The sequence below is a fragment of the Sporosarcina sp. NCCP-2331 genome (genome assembly GCF_023707945.1).
In the GTDB taxonomy this organism is placed as follows: domain Bacteria; phylum Bacillota; class Bacilli; order Bacillales_A; family Planococcaceae; genus Sporosarcina; species Sporosarcina cascadiensis.
In genome coordinates, this window is sequence record NZ_BRCD01000008.1 from 17567 (window position 1) to 35587 (window position 18021).

General features: G+C 45.1%; 13 protein-coding genes and 1 tRNA gene. 3 read left to right on the top strand and 11 right to left on the bottom strand.

Annotation, left to right across the window (positions count from 1 at the left end):
* Positions 1 to 246: 246 nt before the first annotated feature.
* Positions 247 to 319 (bottom strand) — tRNA-Ala (locus NCCP2331_RS06185).
* A 73-nt stretch (positions 320 to 392) separates the two neighbouring features.
* Here NCCP2331_RS06185 and NCCP2331_RS06190 point away from each other — a divergent pair.
* The gene (locus tag NCCP2331_RS06190; protein ID WP_251669315.1) at positions 393 to 1409 is read left to right on the top strand and encodes a DUF2804 domain-containing protein; all 1017 of its coding nucleotides are present in this window, start codon (positions 393 to 395) and stop codon (positions 1407 to 1409) included.
* 88 nt (positions 1410 to 1497) lie between these two features.
* Positions 1498 to 1956, top strand: a complete 459-nt coding sequence (locus NCCP2331_RS06195; protein WP_251669317.1) for a YusW family protein — start codon at positions 1498 to 1500, stop codon at positions 1954 to 1956.
* A 46-nt stretch (positions 1957 to 2002) separates the two neighbouring features.
* Here NCCP2331_RS06195 and NCCP2331_RS06200 read toward each other — a convergent pair whose 3' ends face one another.
* The 3 genes from NCCP2331_RS06200 to NCCP2331_RS06210 all read right to left on the bottom strand — a co-directional run bounded on the left by NCCP2331_RS06200 (position 2003) and on the right by NCCP2331_RS06210 (position 6544).
* A complete protein-coding gene (locus tag NCCP2331_RS06200) occupies positions 2003 to 3808 on the bottom strand; it encodes an ABC transporter ATP-binding protein (protein WP_251669320.1) in 1806 nt (601 codons plus the stop codon).
* Positions 3805 to 5523: an ABC transporter ATP-binding protein gene (locus NCCP2331_RS06205; protein WP_251669322.1), complete on the bottom strand. Its 1719-nt coding sequence runs from the start codon at positions 5521 to 5523 to the stop codon at positions 3805 to 3807. The genes NCCP2331_RS06200 and NCCP2331_RS06205 overlap by 4 nt, the downstream gene beginning before the upstream one ends.
* A gap of 76 nt (positions 5524 to 5599) precedes the next feature.
* On the bottom strand, positions 5600 to 6544 hold the full coding sequence (locus tag NCCP2331_RS06210; protein ID WP_251669324.1) for a DMT family transporter: 945 nt from the start codon (positions 6542 to 6544) through the stop codon (positions 5600 to 5602).
* A 132-nt stretch (positions 6545 to 6676) separates the two neighbouring features.
* On the opposite strand from NCCP2331_RS06210, the gene NCCP2331_RS06215 reads away from it, so the two are divergent.
* A complete protein-coding gene (locus NCCP2331_RS06215) occupies positions 6677 to 8329 on the top strand; it encodes a sensor domain-containing protein (protein WP_251669326.1) in 1653 nt (550 codons plus the stop codon).
* A 126-nt stretch (positions 8330 to 8455) separates the two neighbouring features.
* On the opposite strand, the gene NCCP2331_RS06220 is transcribed toward NCCP2331_RS06215, so the two are convergent.
* The 7 genes from NCCP2331_RS06220 to NCCP2331_RS06250 all read right to left on the bottom strand — a co-directional run bounded on the left by NCCP2331_RS06220 (position 8456) and on the right by NCCP2331_RS06250 (position 18012).
* Positions 8456 to 10531 (bottom strand): beta-propeller domain-containing protein, encoded by a 2076-nt coding sequence (locus NCCP2331_RS06220; RefSeq protein ID WP_251669328.1) that lies wholly within the window; start codon positions 10529 to 10531, stop codon positions 8456 to 8458.
* 175 nt (positions 10532 to 10706) lie between these two features.
* Complete coding sequence (locus NCCP2331_RS06225; RefSeq protein WP_251669330.1) at positions 10707 to 11045, bottom strand: hypothetical protein; 339 nt, start codon at positions 11043 to 11045, stop codon at positions 10707 to 10709.
* Positions 11046 to 11326: 281 nt separating this feature from the next.
* The gene (locus NCCP2331_RS06230; RefSeq protein WP_251669332.1) at positions 11327 to 13012 is read right to left on the bottom strand and encodes a MutS-related protein; all 1686 of its coding nucleotides are present in this window, start codon (positions 13010 to 13012) and stop codon (positions 11327 to 11329) included.
* Between the two features lie 141 nt (positions 13013 to 13153).
* Positions 13154 to 13942, bottom strand: coding sequence for a MerR family transcriptional regulator (locus tag NCCP2331_RS06235; protein ID WP_251669333.1), 789 nt, complete (start codon positions 13940 to 13942; stop codon positions 13154 to 13156).
* A gap of 192 nt (positions 13943 to 14134) precedes the next feature.
* A complete protein-coding gene (locus NCCP2331_RS06240) occupies positions 14135 to 14581 on the bottom strand; it encodes a GNAT family N-acetyltransferase (RefSeq protein ID WP_251669334.1) in 447 nt (148 codons plus the stop codon).
* Between the two features lie 135 nt (positions 14582 to 14716).
* Positions 14717 to 15358, bottom strand: coding sequence for a DUF3885 domain-containing protein (locus tag NCCP2331_RS06245; protein WP_251669336.1), 642 nt, complete (start codon positions 15356 to 15358; stop codon positions 14717 to 14719).
* Between the two features lie 446 nt (positions 15359 to 15804).
* A complete protein-coding gene (locus tag NCCP2331_RS06250; protein ID WP_251669338.1) occupies positions 15805 to 18012 on the bottom strand; it encodes a YhgE/Pip domain-containing protein in 2208 nt (735 codons plus the stop codon).
* Between the last annotated feature and the right edge of the window lie 9 nt (positions 18013 to 18021).

The following is an 18021-nucleotide window of genomic DNA, read 5'->3' on the forward strand; positions in this document are numbered from 1 at the left end:
AGTGCTTGTTTAATAGACATACGTTCTGATCGTTTAGCGGCTGCACTGTTAGGTTCTCTTTGTATCAATACATCTTGCAAATCCAACTTGACACTATTATTTCCAAGTTTATTACCCAACGCAAAAAAACCTTCTAAGTATAATTAGAAGGTTTTCGGTCAATAAGCTATTCAGTTCGTATTCAATTCATTTCCTTCAAAGTATATAAACCCTTACATATCTAGGTTTAAACCACTCTATTTCATATGGAGCATAGCGGGATCGAACCGCTGACCTCTTGCATGCCATGCAAGCGCTCTCCCAGCTGAGCTAATGCCCCTCGTTTCTGGTACAATATAGAGTATATCAAGTGTCACATAAAAAGACAATAGGCAGGAAAGGTGGTATGACAGATGCAGCATGAAGAAAGAGAACTCATGGACTCGGTGCCTCTATGCGATTCTAAAGGGCTTCTCAACCCCGAATCTATCGGATTTGCTCGCAGTCCTTTAGTGATCAGCAACCTTAAAGGACAGTTCATGAAAAAAAAGCGGTGGAATTATTGGTGCATCTATGGAGAAGACCTGTTGTTTTCTACAACAATCATTCATCTTGACCATAAAGCCATTTGTCAAATTTACATATTAGATTATGAAACACAGCGTTTTTATGAAAAACATCTGACCCTGCCGCTTGGCAGACGCATTAAAATGCCGGAACAACCATTGGACAGTATTAAATTCATCCACGAACAGCTCACTGTCCAGTTTGTTCACCTGCAAGGCGAAACCCATCTGTCCGTGACGATTCCAGATTTTGATAATGAGGTGCTGCATGCAGATTTGCATATCATCCATCCTGACAAAGATGAATCGCTGAATGTCGTCATACCGAGAAGCCGTGACACGTTTCATTTCACGTCAAAACATGCAATTTTGCCCACTGGCGGGTTTGTTAAAATCGGCGGGCGGCGTTATGATTTCAATCCTTATTACAGCTTCGCGATCCATGATTATGGCCGCGGCGTATGGAATTCCATGGCGGAATGGAAATGGGGATTGGCATCTCAGCGGACCGGCGGCAAACGAGTCGGCCTGAATTTGGGTGGCGGCTGGACGGACGGGACAGGGCTGACGGAAAACGCCGTATTCGTGGAAGGGAAGATGCATAAAATCCATGAGGACGTGCTGTTTACAGGTACTGATGAAAACTTGTTGAATCCCTGGAAGATTCGGACGAAGTTCTCAGAAGATGTGAGTCTGACATTCAAACCGTTTTTCCAGCGTCAGACACTCGATCAGTATTTCATTCGAAAAATGTCAGTGAGTCAGATGGTGGGCTATTACCATGGGAAGATCCGGCTGCCGAACGGTCAAGTACTGCCAATCCGGCAGATGCTCGGTTCAGTTTTACAGCGAATTGACCAATAGTAAGGTTATGTCATATTGAATTGAGGGTTTAGCCTGCACCTTTTACGGTCATAATATAAGTATTATGACCGTAGAAAGGATGTCGCTCATGTCAGTTAAACGAACGTTATCGATTATTGGTTTTTCCTCCATGTTGATTTTGGGAGGCTGCTCTTCCAAGGAAAAGGCACCTGATAATGATGATCCAGCATTAGGTTATGAAGATGAAGACAAAGGCAGCTCCATCAATACGGGGGACGGCTATGGATTCACCGATTTTGATTTGACTATCAAGAAAGACGGCAAGAAAATCGAAACCGACTATGAAGATGTCAAGCCTTCCGACGCTGAATATGTCAATGAATTTCAAAACGTAAATGAAGAAGGCAACGATGCGATCGACAGCATGCATAAAATGTTCATGGAGATTCTGCTCGACAGTGATACGTCAAAAGAAAAAGCAATCGACAAGATTCTCCAGTGGTACGGGCTGGATGATTACGACGAATTCGATCTTGACGTGAAATTTACTGATGATAAAACACTGGACATTGATGAAAAGAAATAATCAAAAGCCATTTATCCGATTTTTAACGGGTAAATGGCTTTTTTATTCAATCTGTATTTCGGAGCATTCCGTAAAAGATACCCTGCCGTTCGAGCAACTCGTCCTGGCTGCCTGACTCGATGATTTCACCTTCTGCCATTACATAAATTTTATCTGCCTGCCTAATGGTATTCAGCCGATGTGCGATAACAAAGCTCGTACGGCCTTCCATCAATCTCTCCAGTGCATCTTGGATCGCCAGCTCTGTAACGGTGTCTATACTGCTTGTCGCTTCATCGAGCAGCAGCAGTGCCGGATCGGCAACCAGCGCGCGTGCAATGGACAGCAGCTGCTTCTGACCCTGCGAGATTTCTTCCCCGCCAGCTGTCAGCACCGTATCATACCCCTTCGATAATTTACCGATGAATGTATGTGCATTCGCTTTTTTCGCGGCCGCTTCCACTTCTTCATCGGTCGCGTCCAATTGTCCATAACGGATATTCTCCCGCACCGTCGCTTCAAATAAAAACGGATCCTGCAAAACGAAAGCCATTTGACTGCGCACGGTTTTTCGGGGCAGCCGGTCGATCGGCACACCGTCAAGCAAGATCTGCCCGCTGCCGGCTTCGTAAAATCTGGAAAGCAGCTGCATGATTGTCGTCTTGCCTGCCCCTGTCGCACCGACGAACGCAGCTGTTTCTCCTGGTCTTACATGAAAACTAATATTCCGCACTATCGGTTCTTCGTCGTAGCCGAATGTTACGTCTTTAAATTCCACATCACCGTTCAGGAGAATTTCATTTGCCTCCGCTTCATCTTTTTCAACCAGTTCATCCATGATGGCGAAAACACGCTCGGCTCCTGCGATAGCAGACAGCACCGTATTGAATTGATTGGCGAGGTCGTTGAGAGGACGCGTAAACTGCCGTGCATATTCACTGAAGATTACAATCGTCCCCACCGTGACGCCGCTAGTTCCCGTGACCGCCAGCAGTCCGCCTACACCCGCCACAATTGCGAACGACAGATTGTTCAGCGTATTCATCACTTTCGGAATGAATCCCGAATAGGTCTGTGCCCAGAATCCTGCCAGTTTCAGCCGGCCGCTTTTCTCTGCAAATTCCTCCATTACCTGCTGCTCCTGTGAAAATGCTTTGACGACCCGCTGGCCGGATATCGTTTCTTCAATCATACCGTTCAGCGCACCGATTGCCTGCTGCTGTTCTTTAAACAGAATACTTGTCCTTCTGGTAATCCAGCGCATCGCAAAAAACATCAGCGGCACGATGATCATGGTCAGCAAAGTCAGCAGCGGGCTGAGATACAGCATGATCGATACCGTGCCGAGCAAGGTCAGGACACTCGAAAACACTTGGATTAGCGAAGAATTCAGCGTCTGGCTGACATTTTCAATATCATTCGTTACACGGCTCATCAATTCACCGTGCTGGCGTTTATCGAAGAAGCGGATGGGCAGTTTTTGCAGATGGCTGAACAACTGCGTGCGCATTCGGTAAACCGTCTGCTGTGCAATACCGACCATCCAGTAATTCTGCAAATACGAGGCAACCGAAAAGCCGGCATAAATGGCAAGCAATCCGCCGATCTGCACACCGAGACCCTGCGTTTGTTTCGGAATGATATAGTGATCGATGATATTTCCGATCATCAACGGACCGAGCAAAGCAAGTGCTGAACTGACAAAAACGAGCGCGAGCACCGTAATCAACAGGCCGCGCTGCTGATCGATCAAGCGCCAGATACGCGTAAGAACAGACTTCCAGTTTCCTGCTTTCTGTATCTGTTTGCGATTGCGTTTACTAAAATTCTCTCTTTGGATAATTGGTTCATAGCCAAATGGTTTCAATCTCACTTCACCCCTTCCGTCTGCTGAGATTCTGCAATTTCCCGGTAGAATGAAGAGGATACCAGCAATTCAGCATGTGTTCCATGCCCGACAATTACACCGTCTGACAGCAACAGGATGGAATCCGCAATCTGAGCAGTTTGAATTTTCTGCGTGACGATCAGCATCGTTGTATCTTCTTCCTCCAGCGCCTTCCACAGTGCCCCTTCTGTCTTTACGTCCAGCGCACTTGTACTGTCGTCGAGAATTAAAATGGAAGGTTTACGAATGAGCGCACGCGCAATCGATAGCCTTTGTTTTTGGCCGCCCGATAAATTGACGCCTTTCTGGCCGACGCGCGTTTCATAGCCTTCCGTAAAGCGCTCTATCGAATCACCGATCTGCGCTTTTCTGGCAGCTTCTTTCACTTCTTCAAGGCTTGCCCCCTGCTTGCCCCAGGAGATATTGTCGTAAATAGAGCCTGTAAACAGCATCGACTGCTGCGGCACATACCCGATCATGCCGCGCAATGTAACCAGTGGCCAGTCTTCGGCTTTCCGCCCGTCCAGCAGCACTTCCCCCTCAGTCGCCTGGAACATTCGGGGAATAAGCTGCAGCAATGTGGATTTGCCGGATCCTGTCGCTCCCATAATCACGAGTTTTTCGCCCCGCTTCACTTCGAACGTCAAATGTTTTAGCACGGCCTCTTTCGTATTCGGGTAGCAGAATGAAACATTGTTAAAACGGATGTCCACTGCTCCGTGGTATGTATCGTCTGCCGCTTCGAAGGATTCAAGCGCATCATCTGCAGACAGTACTTCTTCCATTCGTTCAGAAGAAGCTTTCGCACGGGAAAAGATCACAATCAGAAAAGAAAACATCGAGAACGCACTTGTCATGCGCATCGCATAGTTGACGATGGCCACGACATCTCCGACCGGCATATCCGAATGTCTCACTTCGGCTGCGCCAAACCACAGGACTGCCATGAAACTCGCATTCATGATGAACAGCAGGACAGGTAAAATCATTTCCATCAGACGCATTGCGCGGACACTGTCCTCTTTCAATGCTTCTGCAGCCTTAGAGAAACGGCTCGACTCAAAAGTCCCGCGCAAATAGGCTTTTATCAGCCGGACCGCCTGCAGGTTTTCCTGCACCAGCCGGTTGACTCCATCTAATCTGCGCTGGACGATGCCGAATAAATGCACACCTTTCTTCGCCATAACGACTAAAAACACCGCTAAAAAAGGTGCCCCTGCCAATAAAAAGACCGCAAGCTTCGGATTGACGACAAAAGCCATGATCAGACTGCCGAGGATCATCAGCGGTGCTCTCGCCATAATACGCAATCCCATGAACAGGGCATTTTGCGCCATGGTCACGTCACTCGTTAAACGGGTGATCAGGCTAGATGCCGGGAATCGCAAAAAAGCTGCGAGAGACAGTGTCTGGACTCTTTCGAACAGAGCCTGCCGCAGATCATAGCCGAAACTTTGGGCTGCATGGGAGGCGAAGTAGGAGTTAATAACGCCGGAAAAGAGCGCGACGAATGCCATACCAAGCATCGCAGCGCCCCACACGGCAACTGTACCGAGATCTTCCTGCATGATCCCGTCATCTATGATTTTCCCGATCAGCAGCGGCTGGATCAGCTCAACTGACAATTCCAGCAGCATTAAAAGAATAGCGATCACCATCGGCCATTTATAAGGAATGGCATACCGGAAAACTGTCTTCATTTGTTTCACCTCTGACTCCGTATGTTTGCTGTCTTAATTATGTCACAATACGATACGGAGTGTACAGATGAAGACGTTACAGCTCAAACGGTTCATGCTGAACAACGGGGTCAGGCGGCGCTGTCGTCTTCTTTCGTTTGCCGCCGACTGACAGCCACACGACACCAAGAAGCATAATCATCGCACCGCTGATCTGCCAGATTCCCATCATTTGACCGAGCCACATGACCGAGACAATCATAGCAGTGAGCGGCTCGAAACAAGACAGCACGCTCGTCTCGACAGGCGTAATATAGGTCATACTCTGCAAGAACATGATGAAGGCTAATGTACCCATAATAATAACTAGCAGCAGAACAAACATGGCAGTTCCGTTCAGCAACACGGATAGATTCATGAAAAAAGACGGGATGTTGAGAACAAATAACGTCAGCCCGCCAATAAACATCCCCCACCCAACGACCAGCAAGACGCCCCATTCCGCCATAAGTACAACGGGGTATAACGTATAAAATGTAAAGGCTATTCCGACAAAAACTCCCCATACAATTGCGGTTGTATTCAATGAAATACTAGAAAATGATCCATTTGTCAGTAGGAGGATCAAGCCGAACAAGGCGACGATCATCCCGATTACCTGACTGCCGGGCGGGAAAGAACGTTGTGTGATAGACAGCAGGATAATGATATAAACAGGAGCGACGAACTGGAAAAGCGTGGCGACAACAGCATCACTGTTGGCAATCGTCTGGACGAAACCATACTGCACGCCGAGCATCCCGAAGACACCGAACAAGACCATCTTGCGCAGCCAGAGCTTCTGTCTCATAGGACGCGCTACCTGCACGCCTCTGGCTTTCAGCAATAAAAGGACAGCGGCGCCTGCAAGCGTCAGCCGCAAAATGAGCATCATGGAGACAGAGATCTCACTATGGTCCAAAATCCACTCCATCATAGGACCTGTTGCCCCCCATAACATAGAGCCTATGACTATCATCATAATCCCTTTTAAACGCATCATAATCCAACACTCCTAACAAAAAAATTCCAGTACCCATTTTAATTTATAGTATAAAGTTCACATATAACATCTGGACACAGCGCGTATATCGATTATAATAGTAATATAGTAGAATCGGAAAGGAGCATTCTAATGAATACTATAAGCTTGCCTGAAACTAAAGAGCATCATTCATTAGTCGATAGTCTCGATAGATATCAGTTAGTCACCCATACCGACGGAGAAGGACTAATAACCTACGCAAACCAAAATTACTTAACGGTCAGCGGATGGACTCCGAAGCGAATCATCGGGAAATCCATCTGGCAGATGTTTTCCGACGCCCCTGCCTCGCAACAGACAGTAAATACGATTTGGGATCGTTTGCTAAGCGGTAAATCCTGGTCGGGAAAAGCCGAAAAAATGACTCGCGACGGGGAACCGTTTTTCGTTAATATGCTTGCCGTCCCCACTCTGTCTGATGATGGAGAATTACAGTCCGTCTTCTTTTTAGAGTTGGATATAACAGAAGATATCCGGTTGCAGGAAAAATTGGGCGAAATCGCATTTATCGATGTAGAGACCGGCCTGATGAGCCGCCACAAACTTGAACAAGTAGTGAATGAATCCATCAAACTGGGTCAGCATTTTTCATTTGTCTATTTAACGATCGATCATTACTTCACTATGAAAGAGCTGCAGTCTACGGAATCCGAGACGCAGCTGATACAAGAATTCACCAACCGTCTGAAACGCTACTTCCAGGATATGCCGATTGCGCGCATTGATACGAACAGTTTCGTCGTTCTAACAGCATTCGGTGATTGGTATATTCAAGGCTTCTATGATTTCCTGAAACAGCAGCCGATCTATTTGAGCCATAATGCACAGACACTTTCCATCAGCGGCGGGATCGTACGTTTTCCTGAAGATCAGAAAACGTATACCCAGCTGTATAAAGTGGCGCTGACTGCTGCAGATGAAGTGATCAGCCAGGGAGGCGGCAGGATTGCATCGCTTTCCGCCGAGTCCCATAAAATCCTGAATCGCCGTTTGGAAATCGACCAAAAGATGCTGACTGCGCTTGACCGTAATTCATTGCATGTTGCCTATCAGCCGCAATTTGATATCGCCAGCGGCAGCATCAATTGCTATGAAGCGCTCGTCCGCTGGGAAGACGAAGATCTCGGCATCATCAGTCCGGATGAATTGATTCCGATTGCGGAGGAAAACGGTTTGATTGAAGAGATCGGCGCATATGTGGCGGAAGAAGCCATGACATTCGCAACGAAATGGCACCGTGCCGGACAAGAGATGACTGTCTCCATTAACTCATCCATCCGCGAATCATTGAATCCGCAATGGAAAGACCGCTTAATCTCAATTTTAAACGAGACGGGCTGTCCGGCGAATAAAGTATATATTGAGTTCACAGAAAAATTCGCACTGAAGGCAGAAGAAGAGCAATCCGTCATTTCACAAATGTCGGAACTGCAAAACCTGGGCATGCAATTCACGCTCGATGATTTTGGCTCAGGTTATGCCTCACTGCGCTATTTACAGCACTTGCCGATCAGCAGCATCAAGCTCGATCGCCTCTTCATTGAGAATTTGCTGAGCAATCCAAAGACACAAAAGCTGGTCGAAGGCATGATTCGCTTTTCCAAGTCGATGGGCTTGTATACAATCGCTGAAGGCGTAAGCAGCGAGCAGCAGTTTGATATGCTAAAGAATATGGGCATCGATGCGGTCCAAGGCCATTATATCGGAATTCCCTTGCCGGCCGAGCAGATCAAAATCTCCTAAATTACTTTTACACAAATTAGATGGAGCTCCTTTCATAATAGAAAGGGCTCCATTTTTGTCGTGCTCATTTAAATTAGTGCTTTTCTTTACAGCTTAATGGACGAACCGCAAAAAGACAACTCTTCACTACTTTTCTATCTGATCCAGCAATGAAAAGTCGTCTAATGAATAACCGGATATTTCATTGGCGGCGATGGTATAGACGGTATTTGCACTGTACAGCAGGCGCTGCACTTCCCGTTCCCAGTCCATATAGTCGAGCGTCAGTTCTTCGGTCAGGTCGGCTTTAGCCGTGATTCCGTTTTCCGCCGTGATCTCGTAAATCATCGCTCCGGCTTTCTCCAGATTCAGTTGATCTTTGTCTTCATGATAGACTGTGATAGGAAAACCGTACAGATTGCGTCCCGGATGAAGGAACAGCGCATGGTGATTATGCTGAACAGGAGAATACGTTCCCTGCCCGCCAATGATTTCCGAATCCTGCTCTTTTGGATTCGCGAAATCCGTAACGTCGAATAATGAAATTTTCATACCCTGCGTCTGAATAATCGGCTCACCGCCTGCCTGCCCTTTTTTCGCTATCGTGTCATAGCCGAAGCCAATCAGATGATTTTCATCAAGCGGGTGCAAATAATTGCTGAACCCCGGGATTTTCAGTTCACCAAGTACAGCCGGATTTTGCGGATCCGCGACGTCCAGAACGAATAAAGGGTCCGTTTCGCGGAACGTCACCATATACGCTTTATCCCCCATAAAACGTGCCGAATAGATGCGTTCATTTTTCGCCAGATTTTCAACAGAACCCGTCTGCTTCATATCCGCATCCAAAATGAACAAATGATTTTTTGCGATATTCTTTTCATCCCATAGATTGCCCTCCGTCGTAACCGCCCGGAAATAGCCGTCATGCTCATCCATCGAAAACTGGTTGAGGATGGAGCCTTTCAGCTGGGCTGCGCTGAGGAAATGTACGTCCGTGCCGTCCAGTCCGAACTTAAACACTTCGCTGTTGCCTTGCATCGGCTGGTTTCCGTATAAAGTCGAAGTCAGATAAAGATGATCTTTCGACATATAGAGCTGTTCGCCGCTGCCGAGATATGCTTTTGTTTCGACACCGCCTATTTCGCCGGAACGGATATCAAGCGTCGTGATGACGGAGTAGGAAGGCTCCATTGTGCCGGGAAGAATGGATATTTTATCTGTCTGGATCGGCTGAATGTCCTTCCCGTTCTCCGAATCAAACACTTTCGGCAGCAGGTGATCTTCTGTAACCGGCAGGTCCATCAGCCAGTACATCGGCCGGTTATTCGTCACCATATAGACGTGCGGGCCGATTTTTCGGGTCGCGATGATATAGCCTTCCGCTCCTGTTTCGCGGAGCAGTACAGGCTTAGCGCGGTCACTGACATCATAGACGCGTATCGCTGACAGCTCCTGCATGTATGGCATTTCTTTCTCGGTTTGCGGATGATTCGGTTTCCCGCCGATTACGACGAGCAACTCCCCGTCAATATAGAGTTCATTCGGAAAGAATTCGTTTTTGAATTCGGTCTTGCTGATGACCGCAAGCTTTTGGGAATTACGGATGTCAGTGATGGTCAGATTTTCCTGGCCGGTCACGTCATAAATGAAATCGCCGTCGGTCTTGACAATGTCTGATTCATCGACGCCTTCGACTTGCTGGTTGGTCGCGGAATATTCATTTCCTCCAGCAGACGCTTTGTCTTCCGAGGAAGATTCCATGACGATACTGCTTTCGGCGGTCGCCGCATATTGGTCGTATTGCTCTGCCCGCTCGAAAAACTTCTTGATTTCATCAACGGACGCAACAGGCTTCACCGCTTCCATGACGGCGAATGAAACCGCTGAATTCGCCGACCTGTTCCACCCCCTGAAACTATTTTTCGGCACTTTCAATTCATAGTTTCCTGGCGCGAGCGAGCTGACAGTCATCGACATTCGATCTTCTGCCAGGGTTATTTCAGCAGGGTGTTGCTGCTGAGTAAGATTGGTAATGGCAAAATCCTGTGACAGTACGCCCGCTTTAACCGGCGCTGTGAAATAAATCGACACAGGCTGCCCCGCAAGCGCCGAGTGGGCGGATGTAATATGCACCCGCGGCCAGAAAAAGAAGCTCGCCAGCATAATAATTCCGACAGCGGCGGTAACAAGTGACGCCAAAATCCATCTGCTTTTATTCATCGTGTTCATCCTCTCTCTTTTTGTATGGTTATGAGAGTAGACTGAATTTTTTTAGTTTGGTTACAGGGGAAAAGTAATAAGTTGAAGGTTTTTTGACGCGATGGATATGTACAGACTATATCGCGGGGTAATAATATACAGTAAACTAGAAATTAGAGGTGTTGTATTTGGCCGGTCAAGAAATAAACCCGGCATACATTTTAGCTGAAGAAGACGGCGAAAACCTTACACGATAGCCTGTTAATTCCTCTTGCAGGCGCCGAGCAAGAATTTCACCCTGCTCATTATGAGCCTCTTCGTTCTCCACTCCGCCGGCAAGCAGCAGATCCTGTTCCCAATCCATCCAGTTTCCGTACATCCGCACCCAGCCGGTCAGCTCGAATTTTAATTCATCTGACGCAGGGACATCGGCTATATCCAGATTGCTGCCGCATTCGTCACACCAGACTGCATCAGCACCGGTGTCACCTTCCACCTTTAGATAAAACACTTCTTCTTCGCAAAAACATTGCATAGATATGCACCTCGGATTTATATTATTTCTTCCTAGTAAGATGAAAGCAGGATTCAGTTCCTGTGCAATTTGATCGACTAAAAGTTTTTTACTTCTTCCTATGACACGCTTGCAACCTTCCTGATCTCAATATACATAATTATCTATATCTGTATTTTTCCATACTGAAGTACAAAAAAATCCTGTGTTCGTATCAATGCCCGCCTCTTCAATTACAGGTTTCAATCAGAAAACGTGCAAGTTAGCGAGATTGCGGTATGAAACCGTTGAATTCAGTATTCTCAAGGATAGCCCTGACTACTGAGCCTATTCCATTCATGCACCTCAGTGAAATGCTGGGCCAATTGATTCGCTTGAACAGTAACGCTTTTTGGATAATCAAGTACCTCCAACAGTTTAATGGCATTCCTGGTTATCGAAGGCCCATTGTGAACTTTATAATCAAATGACACTTTATTTTTTTCAATCGATTCTCTGAAGTGATAATTTCGATACACCCCCTTTGCAATTTCTGTTAGCTCAATATCGTGTGAAGCAATGATAATCATGCCTTGATTTACAGATAGCCACTCCATTATCGCAGCTGATGCTGAAATTCTCTCGACAGTATTTGTTCCTTTTAATATCTCGTCAATAAATGAGATTATAGGTTTCTTTTCTTCACTAAGCCTAATTATTCTTTTTAGGGATTTAATTTCTGCAATAAAATAACTATCTCCACGCAATACATTGTCCTGAATTGCCATGGATGTGACAATATAACTTGGTTTCATTGTCCAACTTTTAGCCAATACAGTGTTAATAGTTTGCGCCAAAATAGCGTTAATAGCTATAGCTTTAATGTATGTCGATTTCCCTGAAGCATTAGAACCTGTAATAAGTACACATTTACCAAACCTTGAAGAATTCGTTATTGGATTATCAAGAAGTGGATGTGCCAAGTCTTCAAATAACAGCTCTTCTTCTTCTACAAACTTAGGAGTCGTGTATAGTGAAAGCCTCTTCCGATAAAATGCGACTGCAATCGCCGCATCAAGTTCGCCAATTGATTCCCATAATTGCTGGTACGCCTCAGGATATGTAAACAGCGTTTTAACAATTTGATTGTAAGCAATAAAGTCCAGTAAAAATATAATCCGAAAGTATTCATACAACACATCGAAGTCCCCGCCCCTGTTGCCGCCAATCGATAATACTCTACCCCAGAAAGAAGTTACTTTTAAGCCTTTTCCTTCTCCTTTGAAAATATCCTTATATATAATGAATCTTGGATGTTGAACAGAAGCTAGACTTTTTCCTGTATTTACAATGGCAGCCGCATATGTAATTGAATGCAAGTCATTTTCCAACAGTGTTTTATTCCGATAATATATCACTAAATTTATTACAAATGAACTGAAGAGACTGACCGCTCCATACTTTAAATTAAAGAACATAAAGATAATCGACAAAATCGGTAAGCAAGAAAGAATGATATATATATAATCATTTTTAATCTTAGAATCATTGAATTTATAAAAATATGAGGATGTATCTGCGTAATTTCGTTTTCCTAGACTGGATAAAATTAGAAGCACTTTTTCTCTTAACTTATGGTCATTCGCAAGCAATGTATATAGTTCTTCTTTTTCAGTAACATCTACAATTTTCGGATCTATATCTCTCAATTGATTGAATAAGTACTCCGAACCTAAACTGGACTTTGTATAGTTTAGCTTCTCAAATATCTCTTGCATCGCTAAGTCGTCCCATGTCAGCTGATCCACACCTGCATAACAGTCTGTAAAGTTTTTTTTGTTATCCCAGTACGAGGAAATAGAATTGGCGTCTTCCTTTATAGCAGTATAAGTCTCACTTTCCCACTCTTTTCGTAACTGTTTTAATTTCTGACGATTCCCAGTTAGAAAGAGATAAGTAATGATGATAAAGAAAGAAATTATAGCAACTAATATAACTGGATTTTCCATAATAGCATCCTTTCTTTCTGTCCTTTTACAAAGGCCGTCTCTACAAAACCTCTACTGACTCCATTGGAATAATGAAAAAGAGGAGTTGTACTGTGTCTCCTAATCAGACTTTCTATGAGAGGGCTTTATTTTGCTTATATCCTATTTTCCATCTTGATTATATGAAGCTTTAATCGACTTTCCTATTTCCTCTAAAAACGCTTCTTCTTCCGGTGTCAAAATAGTAGGGAAATTAAAATTAGCTATATCAGGTTTCATTGACGCTTGTACTTCTTGCATTTGTTTAAGCAATTCCTCTTTGTTATCTGCATGTTTCATTGCAATTTCAGATAACTTTACGGCAATATTAAATGCTTCAGGCGATTGTGGGCTGGCTCCCTCACTCATCACTTTCTTCAATGTTGACAACCAGTCTAGCATCTCTATATCCACTTGATGTCGCTGTTCTTTCGGAAGCGATGAGTATTGTTCAGCAACTTCTTCTGAGCAGTGTTCTTTTAACCACTCTATCTGTTCTTGTTCATTTTCCATCTTGAAAAGAAGTGAACTTAAAACTGGCCATGTGATTGGCTTCCCTTCTCTCAAAAGAAATTGTACATGCTCGACCGCTTCAATAGCATGATTTAATTCTTTTCTTTTTTCTGTTAGTAATTTGTGTTGCCAAGATAATGACATTTCAAAATGTTTTGGAACAGTAGAGCCATTATCAATTAAATCTTTGATTTCTTGTAATGAGTAACCTAAAAATTTTAAGGATTGAATTTGCTGTAGTTTCGCTAAATCTTCAAATCCATACAGCCTGTGACCAGAATTATTTTGCTTTGCTGGTATTAGTAATCCTAATTCTTCATAAAATCTTAATGTCCTTACAGTTGTTGTTGTACGCTTTCCAAATTCACCAATTGTAAAAACATGTTTTTGACTTTCCATAAAATGATCCCTCCATCAATATTGGTATAATTTAAGTTTAGCCTATGACGTTACGGAGGAAGCAAGTTAAATTATCATAATCGGGCTATTTAGCGAAAATAGTTATGAACTCTAATTTCGTTAAATAGCCCGATTTTGGCGCAAACTTTATTCAGCTAATTGACCCGATTAACAGAAGAATGGGTTAAACAGTTATTCAGTTAAACTTAATTCATAATGATAAAATTGTGTGTCTCGTACATAACCATTTTTCTCATATAGTTTTTGAGCGCCATAATTATCCGGTGCGGTCTCCAACGCAATACTTTTTGCACCCGTGTTACGGGCATACTCTTCCGCCTTCTGTAAAAGCAATTGGCCTATCCCCAATTTTCGGGCTTCCTGATCAACGAACATATCATTCAATATCCATGCTTTTTTCATCGAGATGGATGAAAAGACGGGATACAACTGGGTGAAACCAGCGTACTTTTCCTTGTGCTTCACAACAAATATTACCGATTCTCCATTTTCCAGACGTTCTTTTATATACTTTCTTGCGCCCTCTGCGTCTGACGGCTGGTCATAGAACACACGGTATGAATTAAATAAATTTGATACGCCTTCTATATCCTCAATCGTAGCCTGATATGCTTCCATTACAATTTCCCCCTGTCAGTTGTTTTGCGGTGCCTGTTTTGCGGTGCCTGTGTACGAAACAAACATGAAAGTTCAAACATTCCTGTTTGTTTGAGTAATCGTGAATATTGAAACAAACACGATTGTTTGGCACCATCAAATGAACACTTCATCGATTTTCGGGCGGACATAATCCAAAATCCATTCATTGAATTCTTCATACATCCATTGAATTGCTTCCGAATTCACACCCAGCAAATCACAGCCTCTGTCATCGTAGACATAGTAGATCGTTCCTTTTGTTTCATTAATAAAATAGACAGACTGGTGAATAACCGGTCTTATTCCCATATCCTGATTGCAAATGGCCTTCAACAGTGCCGCGTACCGGAAATCCGCACGCCGGCATGTAAGACTGAACCGATGTGTACGGCAAGTCCCGTCTTCATCGTCTTCCGGATAAATATATGGCCGGTTCTCGTGCCGGAGCCGGATCAAGACCGAATTTTCTTTTACATACTTCGCGAAGATATTCAGCTTCCTCTGCAAAGCTGCCGCTTTTCCGTAATCATGAACATCGACCACAAGATAGAGCTCATCTTCCGGTGTGTGCAAGGCCTCGAATAATTCAATTGCCCTCCGATAGACCCCTTGTAAATACAATGGGTTCTCATGAATACTGACAGAGCTCTCGTTCACCCCAAGTTCGAACCGGATTCCTGCATCCCATGAGTAAAACAGTGGCGACTTGAGCTCCAGTCCGGGGAAGTTATGCTTCATAAAATTATTTATTGTCATATATATATCCTTCTTTCCATAGGTTGCGCCGCCGTTCCGAGCATGGGTCAGTTACCGTGGATCCCGTCTGAATAACACGCGGATAACATAATCATTGAGCAGGCCATAGATGGACCAGAAATCCTGGAAAAAAGTATTTTGAATTGTTCACTGTCATCAGAATACCAACTATATTAAGCCCCCAGAAGATTTTCCCCAGCAAGGGATTAAGTGCAGTTAATATACTTTCAATCATACGTAATGCATCCATTTTATTCAAACTATTCCGTACTTACTTCAAATAAAAAAGACTGCCTGGAAAAGTCATGATGGATGACTTTCCAAGCAATCTTCTTGTGGTACGGTGCCTGTGTACGAAACAAACATGAAAGTTCAAGCAATAATGTTTGTTGAAACAATCGTGAATGTTGAAATAAACACGATTGTTTGGCGCACAGGCACCATTCTTATGCTTCCACAGTTGCTGATTTGGCTGAATAGCGCTTTTTGAATACGAGCGCGAAATAGCCGAACGTTAACGCCAGACAAACTGCCAGGAAGCCGATTAGAACACCGTTACTTGCCCATAGATGCGACATGTCGCCGGTGGAGATCGATGCTTTGAATGCCTGGACAGAGTATGTCATCGGCAGTAAAGTGTTGAAGATTTTCAATGGTTCCGGAATTAATTCGAGCGGGAATGTTCCGGCACTCGTAGTCAATTGCAGAATCAAAACGATAATCGCTACAAAACGACCCGGATCCGCCAAAATAGAGACGAGCATCTGGACGATTGCGATGAATGTGTAGCTGGTGATAATCGCCGTCAGGATGAACATCGGTGTGTTGACCGTTTCCATGCCCAGCGCATACTTGACCACCACTACCGCAAGCAGGGCCTGAATTAATCCGACAACTGCCAGCACGGATACTTTACTGCTGAACCAGCGGAATGCGCCGGTTGGTGTTGTCGCCGGCTCCATCATTGGGAAGACGATCGACAGCAGCAATGCGCCGACAAATAATCCTAATGAAAGGAAGTACGGTGCGAAGCCTGTTCCGTAGTTCGGCACTTTGTTGATACTATCCTGTTCCACTTCTACCGGAGACGCGGCCATTTCATACGTCTTGTCGGTCGGATTCACTTCGGAAGCTGTTTCATTCGCTTCTGTCAGTTTATCCTGCAGTGTAGCGGTTCCTTCATTCAATTCAGTGGCGCCTGAAGCCAGTTTTTCAGAGCCTGCCGCCAAGTCTTTCGATTTGGAGACGAGTGTGCCTGTTCCCTGCTGCATCGTACCGGCGCCTGCAGTCAATTCATTCAGGCCGTTTGCCAAGTCTTTAGAGCCTGCTGCTGCAGTTTGCACACCGCCGACTAATTGCTTAGAACCTGCTGCCAATTGGCTGTTTCCGCTCGCAAGCGCATTGGAACCTTCGACCAGTTTTGCAGAATTGCCTTGAAGCTTTTTCAATCCGGCAAGTGCTTCTGAATGTGCGCCCTGCAATTGACCGGCAGCGCCGTTCAGTTGAGCAGCGCCTTGCTGAAGCGCGCCCGCTCCTGAAGATAACTCACCAAGACCGCCTGCTACTTGCGCGCTGCCTTGTTTTAATTCACCTAATGCTGCCTGTAAAGCACCTTTTTGGTCTTCCGGCAATTGTGCAAGGATGGGTCCCAGCTGTTCAGACAGCTGATTGATGCCTGCGTTAACGCCTTGAGAGCCAGCTGCCAATTGATCAGCCGCACCTTTCAAGCCGCCGGATTTCTCCGCAAGATTACCAAGACCGCCTGCGAACTCTGCCTCTTTCGCACCGATTTGTGCATAGCTGGATGCGAGTTGATTAACACCTGCCGTGTATTCGCTGATTCCAGCCTTTAAGCTGGCGGAACCTGTTGCTGCTTGATTGGCACCTGTTTGCAGATCATTTGCACCCGCGGATAAAGTGCCTAGACCTTTAGACAGATCATTTGCACCTTTTGCAGCTTCATTCGCACCTTGCGCAAGCTTCGTAGAGCCGTCTGACAATGCGACACTGCTTGAAGCAAGCTGTGCCAGATAACCTTTCAAATCACCGGTTCCGTCCGCAAGTTTCGCAGCGCCGTCATGCAGTTTCCCTGCACCGTCCGCCGCGTCGCCGAAGCCTTCTCCCATTTCCGTAATGGAGTCAAACAACTGCTCCGCATATGTGGAAGTGACTTGCTCATTGACTTCCGCTTTGATGCGATCCATTGCCGTTTCACCGATTTGAGCCGACAGGAAGTTGTATCCTTCATTCGGCTTGTAAAGAATGTTTAATTTCTGCGGATCATCATCCAGCAGTGTCGTTGCGTGTTCCGAGAAGTTTTCAGGAATTTCGATCGTAATGTAATAATCCTGCCCTTTCAATCCTTCATCTGCTCGTTCTTTCGTGACATTCTGGAAATCGAATTGCTTACTTTCCACTAATTTATCGGCCAGTTCCTCTCCGAGAGCGAGCTGCTCATCATCAAGTTCTGCGCCTTCATCCAAGTTGACGACGGCTACCGGCAATTGGTCCATATGGTCATACGGATCCCAGAAAGCCCATAGGAACATGCCCGCATACAGTACGGGGATAAATAAAATTGCGATCATCGGAACGATCATTTTGCGTGTGCGCAATAATTGTTTCCATTCCGCAAACGTCATAGTTTTCTTCATTAGTTATTT